Genomic DNA, 18,815 nt, shown 5'->3' with positions numbered 1-18,815 from the left:
TTTTTACAGGCAGTGTTAAGTTTTAAGTGATTAAGTGTTAAGTAAAATCAGGAAGTTATTTTTTTTATCGTCTATCGATTATATCAATTTTCAAACTTTTTGCCGTGCCATCATATCTTCATCGGCATGATAATGTTTAAATACGACAGGTCGTCTTCGGCCCGGACAATGCACGGATGATCCTCATCCTGGATATTGAGGCGGACCTTGTCCGTGCTGATAAAATTGAGCGCATCAATGAAATATCTGGGATTAAATGCAATCTCCTGCTGATGCCGGTCATATGCGATTTCCATGGATTCTTTGGATTCGCCCAGGGCGGCGTTGACCGTTCGCATGGTTATTTCGTTGTTTTCCAGGTGAAAAACCACTCCCCGGTATTCTTCTGATGTGAGAATGGACATGCGTTTTAACATCATTAAGAGCAGATTGCGATCAAAAATAATGTCATAAGCCGGATCCGGTGCCAGCAGCTCCTCATAGGCGGGAAACATTCCGTTTAACAACTTTACGCTGATGGTTTCGTTTTTCTTTTTCACGATCAGGTAATTGTCCTTGATCCCCACCTGGACCCGGCCTTCTGCGGGCAGAAACCGGTTTAGCTCATTTAATCCCTTTTTGGGCACGATCACCGTCGGCCCGGGAGCAAAGCCGGAATCCGGGTCGCAGAGGTAGTCCGCCTTGGCCAGTCTTCTGATGTCTGTTGAAACCATGCGCAGCAGGTTGTCATTTCCCTGCTCGATGCGTTCCAGGTTCACGCCGATCAAATGCGCCCGTTTTTCATCCCCGCCAACGCCCACAGCCACGGTTTTTTCAATCATTTTCTTAAGTTCCGGCGAAGCCATGGGAAAAAAACTGACCTCATCAATTTTCGGGGTATCCGGAAACTCCTCGGGATCCATGCCCACAATATGATATTCCACATTATCGGAAGCGATTTCCACCCAGTTGTTTTCCATTTCCGACATACGGATGGCTTCAGTGGGAAAATTTTTAACAATTTCGTTAAATTTTCTTGAGTTAATGGTAACCGCCCCCTCAGCCTCCACTTCAGCCGGGAAAAAACCTTCGAATCCGGTTTCCAGGTCCGTGGCAGTTAATTCAACACCGTTTTCCCTGGTTTGAAGCAAAACGTTTTCAGTGATGACCAGATTGGTTTTTCTTCCTGTAAGGCCCTGGATTTGGGATAATACATCGGCAATGGTGCTTTTGTGAATTGTGATTCGCATACAGGATCCTTATCTGTTTATTAATAAATGTATAAAGAAATAATAAAACATATGGTCTGTCGAAAAGTGGAATAACTTTATAATTATTTGAATTTGTTTTCAAATTAATTTAATTTGAATTGTGATAGTTCTTTGATAAAATGGTTGATAACTTTGGCGTTATAAAAACCGCGCAAAAAGTTGTTTAAAACTATTCCCTTGTTGACAAAATATCAATATCAAATTGTCAGCAGCCGACCCGCCTGTCCGGGATCAGAGATCGGTTCAATAACAGGGTTGATTGTATCAATTGTGCCATTTCAAATCCAGGGATAAAAAAAAGAAATAATTGATGTACTGACACAAACCATGATATCTGTTTTATCTCCGTGCCGGGTATGTTGCATGGTCGGCAATTGATTTTCTGTGCAGCACAACACACTGCTTTCCGAATAATAAAAGGAGTATATTTGCATATGCGTCGTTTGGGCCGCTGGATTCTGGCTTTAACGAAATGGGCCTTTATTTTACTGCTGATTTGCGCGGTCATGTCTGTTTTTGCCGCAGCGGGAACATATATGTATTTCAGCCGCGATCTTCCGAAAATCACCTCTCTTGAGGATTATCAGCCATCCGTGGTGACCACGTTTTATTCAGAAGATGACCGCAAGATTGCTGAATTTTACAAGCAGCGCCGGATCGTGGTGGAATTGTCTGAAATGCCAGAACACCTGATTCAGGCCTTTGTGGCCACGGAAGACGCCCGTTTCTACGAGCATGAAGGAATTGATTTATACAGCATTATGCGCGCGTTTTTCAAAAACCTGGAAGCCGGCACCATTGTCCAGGGCGGCAGCACCATTACCCAGCAGGTGGCCAAATCCTTTTTCCTGACCCCGGAGCGCAGTTATACCCGCAAGCTCAAAGAAGCGATTCTGGCCTACCGGATTGACCGGTATTTCACCAAGGATGAAATCCTGTTTTTGTATCTCAACCAGATATATCTCGGCCACGGGGCCTACGGGGTGGAGGCGGCGGCCCAGAACTATTTCGGCAAATCCGCAGAAGATTTGACCATCGGGGAATCGGCCATGCTCGCCGGCCTGCCCCGGGCGCCGAGCTGGTATTCGCCCCATCGGCATTTTGAACGCGCCCGGCAGCGACAGATTTATGTTTTAAACCGCATGGTTTCAGAAAATTTTATCACCAATTCCGAGGCCTCAGAGGCCATGAATACCGAGATGACCATTGAAAAACGACCCAACTGGTTCCAGGAAACGGTTCCATATTATACCGAGCACGTGCGCCGGATAATTAAAGAGCAATATGGTGAAAAACTGCTTTATACAGGCGGGCTCAAGGTGTATACGGCCGTGGATATTGAAATGCAGGAAAAAGCGCGAAAATCCGTTGATAAGGGGTTGCGGGACTTAGACAAACGCCAGGGATACCGCGGGCCAATACGCAATATTGCCAGAAATGAAATAGAAGCTTTCAGCCGCAAGCTCCAGGAGGATATAGAAAATAAGGCACTTCATGAGGGTCTGATCGTGCAGGGCGTTGTGGTGGATGTGGATGATAAAAAAAACAAGACCACTGTCCGGATCGGAAAAAAGGTCGGGGTGATTCCGGTGGAAAACATGCGATGGGCAAGAAAGCCCGATCCGGAAGTGGCCGCGGGGGTGATCCGGGTGCAGAGACCCGGTCAGGTCCTGCAGGTGGGTGATGTGATCCGTGTCCGGCTGGAATCCTGGGATGGGAAAAACCAGCATTGGAACCTGTCCCTGGAACAGACCCCCAAAGCACAGGCAGCCCTTATTTGCATGGAATCCGACAGTTCTTTTGTCAGGGCCATGGTCGGCGGCCGCAAATTTTCAGAAAGCCAGTTTAACCGGGCCACCCAGTCCCGGCGGCAGCCGGGTTCGGCTTTCAAACCCGTTGTCTATGCCGCGGCCCTGGATAAGGGATATACCCCGGCCACGGTGATTGCCGATACATCCATTGTTTTTACCGATGAGGAGACGGATTTTACCTGGAAGCCGGACAACTATGACAATACCTTTCATGGTTTCACTCTGCTGCGCGATGGCCTGATCCATTCCAGAAACGTGGTTACCGTAAAAATCATGCAGGATATCGGCGTGGATTACGTGATCGATTATGCCCGAAAACTCGGAATCGAATCCCAGCTGGACCGCAATCTTTCAACAGCTTTGGGATCATCGGGTGTATCGCTTCTGGAACTGGTGCGCGCCTACGGTGTGTTTGCCAACCAGGGAACCCGGCAGGAGCCGGTTTTTATCCGCCGGATCGAGGACAGAAACGGCAATGTAATTTATGAAGCCCCGGAAGAAAAAGAATCCGTGATTGATAAAAGTACTGCCTATATTATTACCCATTTGCTTGAAAAAGTGGTCACCGAGGGTACCGGATGGCGGATAAGGGCGCTGAAACGGCCGGTGGCCGGAAAGACCGGCACCACCAACAATCTTTATGACGCTTGGTTCATGGGGTATACGCCAAGATTTGTCACAGGTGTATGGGTGGGCCATGACCAGGAAAAATCCCTTGGGAAAAATGAAACCGGCTCCAGGGCCGCCAGTCCCATCTGGCTTGATTACATGCAGCAGATCCTGGAAGGAAAACCTGAGCGGGTATTTCCGGTTCCGGACAATGTTGTTTTTGCCAAAATCGACGCCAAAACCGGCCTGCTGCCCAACGAGGATTCAGACAAGGTCATCAATATGTGCTTCAAGGAAGGAACAGTGCCCGAGCGCCGCACCAAGACCAAGGATGAAATCACGGATACGGACGACTTTTTCAAAAAGGGAATCCAATAAAGTTTGATGGCGCCGTAAAAAGTGCAATATCTGCGTTACGCGCAATTTCCCAGAATTTCACGTACGGATAAGTACTCTGCATTCTTCGAAATTGCGCAAGCCTTGATCTTGAACTTTTTACGGCACCATCTGAAATCAGACTTTTTACGGTGCCATCAAGTTTAGGATTTTTTGTCCGTTTTTTTTCCTGTCAGCTGCTGGTAAAATTCGATTACCTCATTGTTAAAGCGGCCGGGGTGGTCCATGTAGGCGGCATGCTGGGCTTTTTCATATATCCGGGGCGTTATACCCAAAAGACGGCCCAGGCGCTTGATTTCATCGCGATACACCACATTGTCATTTTCCCCGTAAATCAGGCGGACCCGGGCGGAAATCTGAGAGTAGCGGGCTGCCAGTTCCGCCTGGAGGCTCATGACCGGCGCCACGAGCATCAGGCCCCCTGCAGGCCGGGCCACGCAGTGTTTTAACGCAATATAGCCGCCCAGACTGGCGCCGATCAACAGGGAGTCATGGGAAGCAATGCTGGCAACAAGTGCCGTGTTTTGCTCCGGATTTCCGGATCGCGGCACGCATTCGCTTCTGTGCCCGTAGGGCATGTCAACGGCGTTGAAGGCAATGTTTTTCTGTTCCAGCAGGCGCAGCAGGCCGATGTCATTCCACACATCGCTGGTATACATGTACCCGTGGAGCAGCACAATGCAGGGGCCCCTGCCGCTGCCGGAAATGACGCGGCATTCAAAACCGTTTATCTTGACTGTTTCTTCTTTCATTTTCCTGTCTTTATCCCTTTGCCCGGGTCATGCCGTTGCACCGGTATACGGCGCAAACCGGCGCGATGATCAGGCTCTTTTATATACCGGATTTCTCAAAATTCAATAAAAATCACACCCTGTTTCAAACCGGCACATCAACAGGGCCGGGATTGTATAATTATTGCAAACATGGGCGTTTCATGCCAAAACAATAAAAATTGTGCCCATGGCTGAATTAAGGGAGTATTTATTTGATGGCCCGAAACCCCGGAATCTCGAAATTTTATTTTGATCAGCGGGATTATCACCTGCTCCATATTGTCAACGGGATTGTCTCGGGCCAGCGCTCGCGCTTTGAGATCCAACGCCAGTTTTTCCATTATTTTCATCCCCGGGGAATCAAGGAAATGGCTGAATCCCGGGGCCTGCGGATCGCATATGCGGTGATTCATCTGCTCCAGTCCCTGGAATCGGCAGAAGCCGGACATCGTTTAAAAGCGCTTCGGGCGCTGCGCGACGAGGTGCTGTGCAGCACCAGCCAGGAACTGCAGATGAACACCGCCCGGGTGCTCATCGAAATTATGAAGGAACTGGTCCGGACTCACGGCGATTATCCGCGCCAGCTCGAGCTGGCCCACCATTTCCGCATGGCGGCAACTGGAAAGCCCAGGATCGTGCGCTATTTCCTAAAGCAGTACCGGCTGCTGGAAATGCCCGAGGAATGGAACCACCTGGCCTTTGACGACCATGTGCATGATGCCTTGACCAAGGGCCGCAAGTCGCCCACCCATCTGATCATGGATGCCTGGATCAAGGGTGTGCGGCGGCTCCGGGTGATTCATTACAACTACATACGCCCGGAAACCGCGGCAGAGCTCATGGAGGCCGCCGATACCATGGGTATTATGATCCGCATCGGTATTGAGTTTTTTGCCTCTTTTCACAACCGCCATGCCCAGATTATCTGGGTTCCCCGGGGATTTGCCGATTCCGGGGATTTTTTGCGCTTTCTGGAAAAAAGCGAAGTGCGAAATCTCATGGAAGAGGGGCGCAATGTCTCCGAATACCAGCGCGGCCAGGTCATCGACATTCTTGAGGCGTTTAACCGGACTCACCGGCACACGATAAATTCTGAATTCGGCCTGGAAATGGCGCCCCTGGATCCGGAAGCGTTCATGGCGTTTGTGGGCTTTGGCCAGGCCTCCCTGCTGCACCTGGCCAAATATATTCACCTGCTGCTGCTGCCCCGGATGCAGGAGCGGGTGGCGGAATTGCGCGGGCAGTACGCGGATGCAGACGAGGAAAAGCGCCGGAACATCGAGGCCCTGGTGGACCGGATGAATCGCATGGATGCAGATGACATCCACCATCGGTTTCTGGCCCCGGGACGCAATCCTGACGCCGGCGGCAGCGGAGATGACGCCCCCTCCCTGATGCAGCTTTCACCGTGCGAACTGGTGGACCGGCTGTCCCGGCTGCATTCGGCATACCGCATTACCCTGAATTTAAGCAACATGAAGGTCGAAGACGTTCTTGAGCTGCTTTATGAATGCCGGGGCCGGATATCCCGGCTGGAGATCTTTAACCTCAAGGATTTTGCAGATTGCAAGGTCGATCATATTCCGGATATTGACCGGCTGCAGCAAAGCATCAACAATGCCAATGTCATCCAGCTCAAACGCCTGATCCTTGAAATCATATCCCGGCTCAGGGAGACAAATGATTCCCTGGCCCTGATGCGAATCCAGAAATTTAACTGGATACTGGCGGACATGGAATCCCTGATGGGCATGTACCGGGTCCGGCCTTTGAAATCAAGGATCGGAAGCGATTCCACAGGGCACTCCCGCAGGCTGCCGGGCATGGGACTGGCCGTGCTGGATACCCTGCCCAAAAGGGCTCAGCGGGAAGTGCGCAAGGACGAGGCCGGCGCATATATGGTGATTCCCTTTTACGTGCAGACCTTTTTCCGGCTGGTTTACGGCCAGGCGGAAAAAGCCGGGACCCTGCTGTCGCTGCTGATGTATGGGATTCGTGCAATTCCGGGTCTGGCCCTGGCCGGACGTCTGCACCACAGGGATTGGTTTGCCAGGGAGGAAACCACGAAAATGGCCGAATGCGGCAATATCGTGACCTTAAGCGGCTTTTCCACCGAGGCCAACAACGGGCTCTATATCAAAAAGCCGCCCGGACCCGGGAAAAAACCGCGTCTGCATCGGTTTGAATACCTGCGGACCAATTTCAAAAACAGCCTCAAGGTGATTTTCGGTTTTGTGCCGGCATTTCTGACCTTTTACCTCACCCATGACTGGTGGGTGCTGGCATGTTTCGGGGCGTTTATCTGGTTCGGGATAACCGGGCTGCGCAATATTCTCCAGTCGGTCATGGCCGGCGGCGGGCTGCGGCGATCACCGCTTCTGCAGTGGAATGATTATATCAGCTGGGACCGGATCACCGATTCTTTAATGTATACCGGGTTTTCAGTGCCCCTGCTGGATTATCTGGTCAAGACCCTGATGTTAAACCAGGGTATGGGCATTACCACCGCAACGAGCCCGGTGCTGCTTTATTCAGTGATGGCGCTTGTCAACGGGCTTTACCTGACCAGTCATAACCTGTTTCGCGGGCTTCCCAGGGAAGCCGCATTTGCCAATTTTTTCCGATCGGTTCTCTCCATACCCGTGGCCTTCGGGTTAAGTGAGTTGCTCGGCGGCGTGCTTGGCCTTGCCGGCGTGGTGCAGGTGGACATGATTCTGCAAAGCTGGGCCGCGGTGATTTCCAAGACCGCGTCGGATTTTGTTGCTGCCCTGATCGAAGGGGCTGTGGACCGGGCCAAAAACATTGAAAACCGGATGAACGACTACCGGCAGAAACTGCGGCAGTTTCTGGACTGCTACGCCCGGGCGGAAATGCTGTTTCCCGAATCCGAGGTGCTGGATTTGCTGGAGCGCCCCCGGGAGCTTCTGCACTCCGAGGACGAGGAATCCCGGCGCCTGATTCAGGTCTTGATCATAAATGCCCTGGACCTGCTTTATTTCTGGATGTATCAGCCCCGGGCGCGCACGGCTTTTGGCAATTTTGTCCGGGATCTGTCCGCAGAAGAGCGCCACGTGTTTATCCAGGCCCAGAGCGTGCTGAAAATGGAGCGGGAAATCAGTCAGATGTTTATCGACGGCATCCTTGGCCAGTATTTTTCCAAACCCCTGGCATTTTATCTGGACCGCTCAGGGGAATATCTGAAAAACATCGGCAGATTCCGGGATTGATTCGCCGGAATCTGTTTTGACAAATAAGCGGCATTGCAGTAAATTGTTCTCCGGATGGCCTGAAGCGGGCATCCGGAATCCATACAAATCCGAAAAAACCCATCAGGTCAGCAGTCAGGGCAAGGTTGCTTATGGTACAAACCAGCGGGGACACCCGTTTTATCATGAAGCAAAGCCCTCCATCTTAATACACGGCAGGAGATGCAAATGAGCAGGCAAGAATCCAACGCAAAGGGGTTGCGGCAGGCCCTTTCTGAATATGATTCCAAGCAGTTTTTAAAACCCTTTGGCATACCCGTGGTGGAAGAGACCGCTGCTGCTGACCCCGGTCAGGCCGCAGAGGCCGCTGCCCGTATCGGCTTTCCCGTTGTTTTAAAAGCCCTTGGAAGCACGCTTTTGCACAAGACCGAGGCGGGTCTGGTACACATGAACCTGTTTGATGAAACCGCAGTGAAAAGTGCCGCAGAAGAGATTGCCGGCCAGGCCGGCGCGGCCCTGGAAGGTTTCCTGGTTCAGCCCCAGGTTTCGGCCAAACGGGAGTTTGTTGCCGGCATGTTTCGGGACCCGGAATACGGACCGGTGATCATGTTCGGGCTCGGCGGTATTTTCACCGAGGCTTTCTCTGATGTGGTGTTCCGGCTGGCGCCCTTAAGCGCCGAAGATGCCCGGGATATGATTGATGAAGTCCGCTCCCGTGCGCTTCTGGATTCGTTCCGGGGAGAAGCGGCCGCAGACCTGGCCATGCTGGTCAGCACCCTCACCGGTATTTCCAGGGCGGCCCTGGAATACCCGGATGTGGCTGAAATTGATATAAACCCCCTGCTGATCACCCAGGACGGCACCGTGGTGGCAGTCGATGCCCTGGTGGTCAAGGCCCCGATAACGGAAGGGAAAAAATTTCTTCCGGCCGTGGACCCTTCTGTTCTGGGCGCGTTGTTCCATCCCCGGTCTGTTGCGTTTGTGGGTGCATCCGCCGAGCTTGGCAAATGGGGCTATACCCTGCTGACCAATGCCATCGGCGGCGGCTATAAAGGCGATATTTACCTTGTCAATCCCAGGGGCGGAAAGATTGCCGGCCGAACGGTTTACAAGCGTGTCACCGATATCCCCGGGCAGGTGGACGTGGCCGTGGTGACCATCCCGGCCGCAAAAGTACCCGATCTGATCCCGGAGTTTCAGCAAAAAGGGATTTCCTACATGCTGCTGATTGCCTCGGGTTTTGCCGAAACCGGTGAAGACGGGGCCCGGTCCGAAAGACAGCTCGTGGAACAGGCCCGCAAAGCCGGCATCTATCTTATCGGGCCCAATACCATGGGCATCTGCAATCCCCATATTTCCTTTTACTGCACCGGCAGTCACGTGCGGCCGGAGGCCGGATCGGTTAGCATGGTGGCCCAGTCCGGCAACATGGGCAACCAGCTGCTGGCGTTTGCCGAATTGCAGGGTGTGGGGATCCGGGCTTTCTGCGGATCCGGAAACGAGGGCATGATCACCATCGAGGATTATCTGGATGCATTTGAGGTCGATTCCCTGACAAAAACAGTGATGCTTTACGTGGAAAGTGTTAAAAACGGCCGGCGGTTTTATGAAAGCGCCCGCCGGGTGGGACGCAAAAAACCCATTGTTTTGCTCAAGGGGGGACAGACCGCGGCCGGCACAAAGGCGGCATCAAGCCATACCGGGGCAATGGCCTCAGATACCCGGGTGTTTAATGCTGTTTGCCGCCAGGCCGGTATCGTCAAGGTGGACAAGCCCCTGGACCTGCTGGATTTGTCTGCCGCGTTTTCCTCCCTGCCCCTTCCCCGGGGCAGCCGGGTGGCCATCATGACCCTGGGCGGTGGCTGGGGTGTGGTGGCGGCCGACCTGTGTGAGCACTACGGCCTGCAGGTGCCGGAGCTGCCCGAAGATTTGATCCGCCAAATCGACGATGTGCTGCCCCCGTACTGGAGCCGGGCCAATCCCGTGGACCTGGTGGGAGAAAACGATGAGCAGCTGCCTGTGAAGGTCATTGAACTTTTGGCCAATTGGGACGGCTGTGATGCGGTTATCAATCTTGGCATTGTGGGCCGCCGGCACATGCTGTCAAGAATGGTGGCTTCCGTGCAGACCGCGGATCCGGACTGTCCCGAGGATTTCATGGAATCCATGCTCGCATCCCTGGATGATTTTGAGACCCGTTACATCGCCCATATCGCGGACTTGATGGAATCCTGCCAAAAGCCGATTCTGGGCGTGAACATGCTGCGCGATGAAAAGGACAAAACCGTCTACACCCTTGAGGGCCGCCGGTACAAGGGATTGTTTTACCCCACGCCGGAGCAGGCGGTGAAATCTTTGGCCAAGCTATGCGAGTATCAGCGTTTCCGCAAAAAAGAAACCCGCCAGTTCCCGAAAGCGTAAAACATCAACCGTAAACTAAAGATCAAGTCTTATTTCATGGGTATTTAAGTTCGGATCCGGGCGGATTTCAAATTTTTTCACTCCCGGATAGCGCAGATGGAGTTTTTTCAGGTTGGATTTGGCAAGCCCCTGCATCCGGCTGATGCTTCCGGGGTGCACGTTGAGTACAATGGTATCCGGGAGGTCTTTGGCAGCATCCAGCAGGTTTGCGGCATGGTCATACATCAAAGATGCAAACACCATATGGCCGAAAGCCGGGTGATAAGGCCCGGCAAGGATGGCGCCCGGGCTATCCAGGCCCTCTGATGCCTGAAGGCCCATCCGAATCACATTGATTCCGGCATGGTTAAAAATCCGAAATAGGTTTTTGGTGCGCAAAACACCGGCTTCCAGGTCCAGGGGGGCAAACCGGCCGGCCCGGTAATCAGCGGCCAGGGGGCTTTTGTTTAGCACCACAAGCGGATAAATGCGGACAAAATCCGGCCCCAGGGCAGCCACGGCCCGGGCCGTATCCAGGCTGGAGGCTTCGTCCTCCCCGGGCAGGCCGGTCATGATCTGGCAGCCCAGGGTGTATCCGGCGGTTTTCAGCCTTTGGGCCGCAAGCCGGGTATCTGCGGCACTGTGGCCCCGCTTTACTTTTTCCAGCACCCTGTCATCCATGGACTGCACTCCGAGTTCCACTGTGGTCACCGGGTAGTTGGACATGATTTCAAGGCGTTTTTTGTCAATGGTATCCGGCCGGGTGGAGAACCGGATGCCGTTGATTTTACCCGCAGAAACAAAACCGGCTGCCACATCCAGCAGCCTGCGGATGTCTGCGGACCCAAGACCCAGAAAATTGCCCCCGAAAAAGGAAATCTCTGTAAAGCCCCGCTTGGTGCGCTTAAAATCAAGGTATTGTTTTGTTGTGCAGGTGATTTCGGTTTCATCCGGCAGCGCTGCCGCGGCTCCGGTCACAGAATTCTGGTTGCAGAACGTACACCTGTGTGCACATCCCTTGTGGGGAATAAACACCGGGATGACAAAATGTTTGGCTCTTCGGGGGATCCCATCCATTATTCCGGATCTGCGGTCAGGCGGGCATAAGCTTTTTGGGCCGCGTCCTGTTCAGCCCCTTTTTTGTTTTTGCCCGTGCCGTAGACCCGAATGCCGCTGACCGAAAGCGCCACGCGAAAGGTCTTGTCATGATCGGGTCCGCTTTCTTCGATGATTTCATAGGCCGGCATGTTCTGGTGCCGGCCCTGGACGTATTCCTGCAGCAGGCTTTTGAAATCATAGGTGGGTTCTTTTTCCTCAATGGCATCGAGAAACACTGCAAAATGCCGGGAGATGACCTCAAAGGCCCGGGCAAAACCGCCGTCTATATAGACTGCGGCGACCAGGGCTTCAAATGCGTCAGCCAGAATGGAGAATTTCTGCTGGCCGTGGGAGCGCTGCTCGCCTTTTCCCAGCTGAAGGTATCGGCCCAGACCGATGTTTTTGGCGGCCGCGGCCAGGCGGTTTTCATTGACCAGCCCGGCGCGCACCCGGGACAGATCCCCTTCGGCAAGTCCGGGAAACCGCTCCATTAAAAGATGGCTCACAATGAGGTTGAGTACGGCATCGCCCAGAAACTCCAGCCGTTCGTTGTCTTCCATGGGGCCGTTTTGTTCGTGTACAAAGGATCTGTGGCGCAGGGCGGTGGCCAGGGTCTGCCGGTTGGCAAACCGGTATTCAAGCGAGGTTTCGAGTTCTGAGAAATCAGGGGTATGCATGATGCCTGTCTATCCGGTGGAAGTCCGGTCCTTCAGGGCGCGGCAAAGCCGGACAAAGATCTCATAAGGAACGTCTAAATCTCCAGCTCCGGTGCCCATGCGGATCTCCGGGTTGATGTCTCCGTGAAAATCGCTGCCGCCGGTGAGCAAAAGATCATATTGTTCTGCAATCGCCTCAAAGGCGGCTGTTTGCGCCCGACTGTGGCCGCTGTAATATGCTTCCAGGCCGTCAAGGCCCATGGCCGTAAGAGCTGCAACCAGTTTTTCAAGCTTTCCGCCGGGTTCAAAGTCCAGCAGCCCGGGATGGGCCAGCACGGCAACGCCGCCGCTTTGGTGGATGTGGAAAATGGCTTCCTCCGGGTTGATCCGGAACCTGTCCACATAAGCGGGCTGTCCTTTGGCCAGAAAGCGGTCAAAGGCATCGTCAATTGAGGCGGCATACCCTTTTTTTACCATGTGGGCGGCGATGTGGGGGCGGGCGATTTCGTCTTTTCGGGCTTCGGCTGCAATGTCGGTCAGGTGAATATCAATGCCCAGATCCGCAAGTTTTTCAAGTATCCGGGGATTTCTCCGGGCCCGCGATTGCTGCTGTTTTTCAAGCAGCTCGGCCAGCGGCTGATTGTACGGATCAAATCCGTAGCCCAAAAGATGCATGCTGCCGGCTGCATTAAAGCCCGGGGGAAATTCAGCGCTGATTTCCACGCCGGAGACAAACGCCGGTCCTTGCGAAAACTTGAGCTGCAGGGCGGTCTTGACCCCGGCTACTGTGTCATGGTCTGTGATGGAAACGGCGGCAAGACCGCATGCCGCAGCCTGGGAAAGGATTTGCGCAGGCGCAAGGCTTCCGTCCGAAGCATTGGAATGAATATGTAAGTCGATTTTCCCGGATTTATAATCCAAGTTTACAATCCAAGGGCTTTTTCCTGAGCTTCCTCTTTGGTTTTGCACTCAATGCACAAAGTGGTCACCGGGCGAACCTTCAGCCGCTTGGTATCGATATCCTCCCCGCATCTTTCGCAGATGCCGAAAGTGCCGTCTTCGATCCGCTCCAGGGCTTTTTTGACCTTTTTGATGAGTTTATGCTCCCGATCCCGGATACGCAGCTCAAAGTTTCGCTCTGCTTCATAGGCGGCCCGGTCCGTGGGGTCCGGAAAATTGCCTTTGGAATCGTGCATATCCGAAACCGTATCCTCGGCCTGGGCCAGCAGATCCTCAAGCCGTTGGGTTAGCAAATCTTTAAAATAATCAATATCTTTTTGATCCATAGGAGCTTCCTTAACCTGACAATCGCGTTTTCATGCCAATGCTTCCCGACAGCAAAGCGCATTTTACAAGAAATGTCTTCCTTAACACAACCGTTTTTCAAAAGTAAAGAAAAAATCAGCTGGCCGTATTACTCATCTTCCAGGTTAAAGACGTTGCGGATCAGGTCGATGTACAAGGACTTGTCCCGGTGCGAGCCGGGATTTTTGAGAAACTGCATGGGGTCATGGAGGATTTTTTTGATCACGGCTTCATTCATTCTTTCCAGCGCATCAATGTCGTCCTGGCTGAGGTGGTCCAGAAAATGGAGGGTCTTGTTGAGTTCAGCAGCGAATATGGTTGACAGTTTGTTTTGCAGGTCCTTGATTGTGGGGACCACGTCAAGGCTGTCATACCACTGCTGAAACCGGAGAGCGGCTTCGTCGATGATACGCTCGGCCCTGGCGGATTCGCTTTTTCTGGATTCCATGTTTTCTTCGATAACTCCCTGCAGTTCGTCAATGTCGTAGACGTATGCATTGTTGAGCCGGTTGATGGCCGGATCCACATCCCGGGGAACGGCAATGTCGATGAAAAACAGGGGTCTGTTTTTTCTTTTGCGCATCACCGGGCGTACCTGGTCCCGTGTGAGCACGTAGTCTGAAGCGCCCGTGGAGCTGATAATGATATCTGCGGATTCCAGTGTTTTGCTGATTTCCTCAAAGTCAATGGCTTTTCCGGAAAAACGCCGGGCCAGCTCCACGCCAACCGAAAAGGTTCGGTTGGCCACGTATAGCGATCCCGTGCACCGGGACCGGTTTAAGTGCTCCACGGCCAGTTCCGCCATTTCCCCGGCGCCCACCAGCAGTACGGTCTTGTCTTCTAACCGGCCGAAAATCTTGCGGGCCAGTTCCACGGCCGCATAACTGATGGAAACGGCCCGATCGCCGATGCCGGTTTCGCTGCGGATGCGCTTGGCCACGGAAAAGGCCTTGTGCAGGAGGCGGTTTAAGATGACCCCTGTGGCCCTGGCTTCCACCGCGGTTTTGTAGGCAGCCTTGACCTGGCCGAGGATCTGGGGCTCTCCCACCACCATGGAATCAAGGCTGGAAGCCACCCGGAACAGGTGCCGTACCGCCTCGGCACCTGTGTAAGTGTACATGGACTGCCGAAGCCGGCTTATGTTCACATCCCTGCTGCCGGCGATGTGGGCCTCCACCCGCTGAATAGCCGATTGTGGGTCGTAAGTGGTCAGAAGCATTTCCACCCGGTTGCAGGTGGAAAGAATGATAATTTCCCGGATTTCCGGGTGGTCTTTGAGCGCCTGGGTTGTACTGCCGCTCTCCTCCGGGGAAAAAGCCAGGCATTCCCGCAGCTCCACGGGAGCGGATGTGTGGCTGATGCCGGCAATCACGATTTCCGGCAGCTGTTCCTTGCCCGGAAACCTCCGGGTTTCAGCAGAAGGGCTACCACCGGGTAAATTCATTGTGATGCCCCTCCAGCAGTAAATTGACGCCCAAAAAGGTAAAAAGCATGGCAGCAAACCCGATAATGGCGAAAATGGCCGCCTTTCGTCCCCGCATGCCGGCCACCAGCCGCTCATGGAGAAGGGCGGCATAGATCAGCCAGGTAATGCCGGACCAGACCTCCTTGGGATCCCCGCTCCAGAAATGCCCCCACACGGAATGGGCATAGACAAACCCGGTGATCAACCCCACGGTCAGGGCGGTAAAGCCGATGATAATAAACTGATATCCCGTGTTGTCCAGCAGTTCCAGGGAGGGCAGGCGCCTGAAGAAAAACCGGTGCTTTTTGAACTTGATGTTGCGCTCCTGGATCAAATACAGCACACCTGCGGCACAGGCCAGGGCCAGGCAGGCCTCGCCGATAAAAATGACCACCACGTGGATAATGAGCCAGAACCCGGTCAGGGATGTTTCGATATCAGCGGCGGTATCCGGGACAAAAAAGGCAGCTGCCGCCACCAGGGTGATCAGGGGGGCGGCAAATACGCCGAGGATTTTCAGGCGGCTTTTCCACCACAGCACCAGAAACACGAAAGCCAGGGTCCATGCGGCAAACCACAGGGTTTCGTGGAGGTTGCGCACGGGTATCGTCCCTTCCCGCAAAATCGCTTCTGCCAGCAGCAGGGTGTGGATGACAAACCCGGCGGTGACCAGGGCGTAGGCCAGTTGATTGTAACCGTTTTTCTGCCGGAACAAAAACCCGGCATATGCGGCGGATCCGGTCAGATAGCAGCAAATGGCCGGAAGCAGTGCATAATTCATCTATCCCTCATTACAGGCACCTGCCTGGTGTTGGCCGGTCAACGCCGGGGTCATTGTTCCTGCTGACGGCAGCCGGTTTCCAGAAGCGCGTCATAATCAAAATCGTCTCCCAGCACTTCATGGAGCAGCCGGTTGATGGCTTGTTTGTCCCTGTTGTGGATCATGTCGAGCAGGCCGTTGTCAATGAGTTTTTCAAACAGGGGCTTGTGCGCCTCGGGTGCGTGCTCGGCAGCCAGCAGCTTTTGCCGGATGGCGCCCATGAGCCCGAGAAATGTGGTATATTCCTCTCCGAACTGCTTTTCAAGCTGTTTTCGCAAATGCTTTGCAAAAGCCGGGCTTTTGCCGGAGGTGGAAACGGCAATGGACAGATCGCCCCGGCGTACCACTGCCGGCAGGATAAAACTGCAGGCATCGGGCACATCCGCGATATTGCACAAAATATTGCGGCTTTGGGCGTCTGCGCTGACCCGGCGGTTTAATGTCTCATCGTTGGTGGCGCCGATGACCAGAAACTTGTCCTCCAGATCCGTTGTCTGGTAGGAGCGCCGGATCACGCGCAGGGGCAGGGATTCATCGATTTGCTGAAAATCCGGGTGAAATTCCGGGCTGACCACGGTCACAATGGCGCCGCAGTCCAGCAGGCCCCTGACCTTTCGCACGGCCACGGCGCCGCCGCCCACAACCAGGCATTTCCGGTTTTGAATATCAATGTAAGCAGGATAATATTTTTTCATATTTCATTGCTTTTTAAGACGATGCGTCGGTTTTTTGTTTTTGGCACTGGTCAAATACCGCGTTGATGCGCTCAAGGATCCATTGTTTAACCGTGTCCTTTTCCAGGTTTTCAACATTTTCCCTTAACGTTTCCACAGGGATTTCAGCCCTGGCCATGCTTTTGTGCCCGCCTGCGGTACCGAACCGGCCGAACTGCTTTGCCGCCACCCCCCCTGCATCCTTTCGAAGCCCGTCGTTTCTCAGTACGATAATCAGGCGCCCCTCGCAGAGCCCGGAGACAATGCTCCAGGTCACGGTATTGACCCGCATGAAAAAATCAGCGATCAACACGCATATGTCCGGGGTTTCCACGTTTCCCAGGTGCACGCAGATGCGGTCGTCTGCCACTGTTTTTTCCGATATGGCCTGCTTGAAATAATCCAGAAAACCCATGCGCAGGTCCACCTGCTCAATGCGCCGGGCCAGGTGGATGTTGGCGTGCCGGAACAAAAACTGAAACGCCTGGATATCGGCATTGGTGGCCATGCGTTCGAAATTGTTGGTATCTGTCTTGATCCCGTGGAACAAAGCCGTGGCAAGCTTGTCCGAAGGTTTGATCTTGGCGGTTTTCAGGTATTCGGTCATGATGCTGGCCGTTGCGCCGTATTCGGGCCGGACATCCTTAAACGGGGCATCATAGCTGTCGGGTTCGTGATGGTCGATGATTACGTTGAACTTAAACTCTCTGAAGCTCTCGTTGTGAGACGGCTGGGAGTCGAGCAGCACCACCTTGTTGAATTCATTCGGGGTAATCTTGGTGACGTGGATGAGCGTGACGTCCAGCAGCCGGATCATGGCCATGTTATCGGGCCGGGTGATGGTATTGATATTCGACAGGGTCAGCCGGGTGACCCTGCGCCACAATATCCGCTTCAGGGCCATGGCGCTGGCGATGGCATCCGGATCCGCATTGATTAATACCAGTACATGGTCGGAGCCGGAAAACTGCTCCATCAAGTGTTGAAGTTTTTGGGCTGTTGACAAAGTCATAATGCGTCGTCCTGCGCAGGCAACCGCTGCAAAATCGGTTTTTTGGGGAATTCAAATAAAAAAGCGTGTTCACCGACACGCCGCGTTCGCCCTTGCCAGGTCTTTTTTGCACAAATGGCAGATCACATCGGGTTTCTGCTTTTCTGGATCACGCCGTGGCACCGGAAACCTTTTTTCCAAGGGTTGCCGGCCTTTGATTTGCTAAAACAATATGCAGAAACCAAAGGGTTGTCAAGAGGACAAATTTGTTTGAAAACTCAGGAGTCTATGAAAGATGAACCGTTTCTGCGGGCAATTGGTATTGAAACGCCGTGGGTTTTGTTGTATAAAACCGTCTAAGATTGATGTTCTTGATAGTATAGTGCCCGAATGAAAACCAGGATTTTTCGTCAAGGTCAAGGACGGCGAAGATTTTAACCGCAGGAATACTCGACGTATTTTGAGGATTAAAATTTGAGCCGGACGCAGAGATTGGCGGAAAAGACGGTTTTCATTCAGGCACTAGTATATGAGTTATGCTCTAGGCAGACGCCACCCAGGCTCATCCGGGTGGCGTTTTTTTATTGGAGGCAGGCAAATCATGGCCGGACTGCTGGTAATTGACAATTATGATTCCTTTACCCACAACCTGGTGCAGATGTTTATGTGCTATGACCTGGACATTTCCGTGTTCCGGGCCGACTGCATCACTGTTGAGCAGATCCCTGCACACAGGCCCGATTACCTGCTTATCAGCCCGGGTCCCCGGGCCCCGGAGCAGGCCGGCGTCAGCGTGGAAGCGATCCGGTCCTTTGCCGGCCGGATTCCGGTGCTGGGCGTATGTCTGGGCATGCAGTGCATCAACGCGGCTTTCGGGGGAAAGACCCTCCGGGCTTCCGTGCCCGTGCATGGAAAGACCAGCCGCATATTTCATGACCGCACGGGCGTGTTTGAAAACATCGCGTCCCCGTTTACCGCAACCCGGTATCACTCCCTGGTCATTGACGGCCGGGGCCGTGGTCTGCGGGCCTGCGCCTGGACCCGCAGCGGCGTGATCATGGGCATTGCCGATCAGGAGCGGCGGCTTTTTGGTGTGCAGTTTCATCCGGAAAGTTTTATGACACAAAACGGATTTGCCCTTGTGGAAAATTTTCTTTCCCAGGGGCCGCTCAACCTCCGGGAGCACAGGAAATGATGATGGCGCTGTAAAAAGTCCAATATCAGCGTTACGCGCGATTTCTCAGAATTTCACGTACGGATAAGTACGCTGCATTCTTCGAAATCGCGCAAGCCTTGATCTTGAACTTTTTACAGCGCCATCT

The 18,815-nt window shown here is 53.4% G+C and carries 15 protein-coding genes; 5 read left to right on the top strand and 10 right to left on the bottom strand.

Going from position 1 to position 18,815, the window contains the following annotated elements:
* Positions 1-110: 110 nt before the first annotated feature.
* Positions 111-1,229 carry a DNA polymerase III subunit beta gene (gene dnaN, locus ACTCIA_RS08595; RefSeq protein ID WP_463001400.1) on the bottom strand — a complete coding sequence of 373 codons (1,119 nt, stop codon included), beginning with the start codon at positions 1,227-1,229 and terminating at the stop codon, positions 111-113.
* Between the two features lie 455 nt (positions 1,230-1,684).
* Between dnaN and ACTCIA_RS08590 the strand changes: the two genes are divergently transcribed.
* On the top strand, positions 1,685-4,048 hold the full coding sequence (locus ACTCIA_RS08590; RefSeq protein WP_463001399.1) for a penicillin-binding protein 1A: 2,364 nt from the start codon (positions 1,685-1,687) through the stop codon (positions 4,046-4,048).
* A gap of 161 nt (positions 4,049-4,209) precedes the next feature.
* Here ACTCIA_RS08590 and ACTCIA_RS08585 read toward each other — a convergent pair whose 3' ends face one another.
* Positions 4,210-4,818, bottom strand: a complete 609-nt coding sequence (locus ACTCIA_RS08585; RefSeq protein WP_463001398.1) for an alpha/beta fold hydrolase — start codon at positions 4,816-4,818, stop codon at positions 4,210-4,212.
* Positions 4,819-5,054: 236 nt separating this feature from the next.
* Here ACTCIA_RS08585 and ACTCIA_RS08580 point away from each other — a divergent pair, with 236 nt between their 5' ends.
* Entirely contained in the window at positions 5,055-8,066 is a 3,012-nt protein-coding gene (locus tag ACTCIA_RS08580) for a hypothetical protein (protein WP_463001397.1), read from the top strand.
* A gap of 207 nt (positions 8,067-8,273) precedes the next feature.
* Positions 8,274-10,466 (top strand): acetate--CoA ligase family protein, encoded by a 2,193-nt coding sequence (locus ACTCIA_RS08575; RefSeq protein WP_463001396.1) that lies wholly within the window; start codon positions 8,274-8,276, stop codon positions 10,464-10,466.
* 15 nt (positions 10,467-10,481) lie between these two features.
* On the opposite strand, the gene ACTCIA_RS08570 is transcribed toward ACTCIA_RS08575, so the two are convergent.
* The 8 genes from ACTCIA_RS08570 to ACTCIA_RS08535 form a co-directional block, all read right to left on the bottom strand.
* Positions 10,482-11,522, bottom strand: coding sequence for an elongator complex protein 3 (locus ACTCIA_RS08570; RefSeq protein ID WP_463001395.1), 1,041 nt, complete (start codon positions 11,520-11,522; stop codon positions 10,482-10,484).
* On the bottom strand, positions 11,522-12,220 hold the full coding sequence (gene rnc / locus ACTCIA_RS08565; RefSeq protein WP_463001394.1) for a ribonuclease III: 699 nt from the start codon (positions 12,218-12,220) through the stop codon (positions 11,522-11,524). Before rnc ends, ACTCIA_RS08570 begins: the two co-directional genes overlap by 1 nt.
* A gap of 9 nt (positions 12,221-12,229) precedes the next feature.
* Positions 12,230-13,120 (bottom strand): PHP domain-containing protein, encoded by an 891-nt coding sequence (locus tag ACTCIA_RS08560; protein WP_463001393.1) that lies wholly within the window; start codon positions 13,118-13,120, stop codon positions 12,230-12,232.
* 2 nt (positions 13,121-13,122) lie between these two features.
* Positions 13,123-13,485 carry an RNA polymerase-binding protein DksA gene (dksA, locus tag ACTCIA_RS08555; RefSeq protein WP_181549639.1) on the bottom strand — a complete coding sequence of 121 codons (363 nt, stop codon included), beginning with the start codon at positions 13,483-13,485 and terminating at the stop codon, positions 13,123-13,125.
* A gap of 128 nt (positions 13,486-13,613) precedes the next feature.
* The gene (gene hemA / locus ACTCIA_RS08550) at positions 13,614-14,948 is read right to left on the bottom strand and encodes a glutamyl-tRNA reductase (protein ID WP_463001392.1); all 1,335 of its coding nucleotides are present in this window, start codon (positions 14,946-14,948) and stop codon (positions 13,614-13,616) included.
* Positions 14,929-15,750, bottom strand: coding sequence for a c-type cytochrome biogenesis protein CcsB (gene ccsB / locus ACTCIA_RS08545; protein ID WP_463001391.1), 822 nt, complete (start codon positions 15,748-15,750; stop codon positions 14,929-14,931). Before ccsB ends, hemA begins: the two co-directional genes overlap by 20 nt.
* 50 nt (positions 15,751-15,800) lie before the next feature.
* Complete coding sequence (locus tag ACTCIA_RS08540) at positions 15,801-16,484, bottom strand: precorrin-2 dehydrogenase/sirohydrochlorin ferrochelatase family protein (protein ID WP_463001390.1); 684 nt, start codon at positions 16,482-16,484, stop codon at positions 15,801-15,803.
* Positions 16,485-16,497: 13 nt separating this feature from the next.
* Complete coding sequence (locus ACTCIA_RS08535; RefSeq protein ID WP_463001389.1) at positions 16,498-17,514, bottom strand: DHH family phosphoesterase; 1,017 nt, start codon at positions 17,512-17,514, stop codon at positions 16,498-16,500.
* Between the two features lie 114 nt (positions 17,515-17,628).
* Here ACTCIA_RS08535 and ACTCIA_RS08530 point away from each other — a divergent pair, with 114 nt between their 5' ends.
* Together ACTCIA_RS08530 and ACTCIA_RS08525 are read left to right on the top strand one after the other, a co-directional pair.
* The gene (locus ACTCIA_RS08530; RefSeq protein WP_463001388.1) at positions 17,629-17,853 is read left to right on the top strand and encodes a hypothetical protein; all 225 of its coding nucleotides are present in this window, start codon (positions 17,629-17,631) and stop codon (positions 17,851-17,853) included.
* A 241-nt stretch (positions 17,854-18,094) separates the two neighbouring features.
* Entirely contained in the window at positions 18,095-18,688 is a 594-nt protein-coding gene (locus ACTCIA_RS08525) for an anthranilate synthase component II (RefSeq protein WP_463001387.1), read from the top strand.
* Positions 18,689-18,815 lie beyond the last annotated feature (127 nt).

This window comes from Desulfosalsimonas sp. (assembly GCF_055149105.1).
Note: the sequence above shows the minus strand (reverse complement) of the source record. Positions and strands in the feature narration are given on the sequence as shown.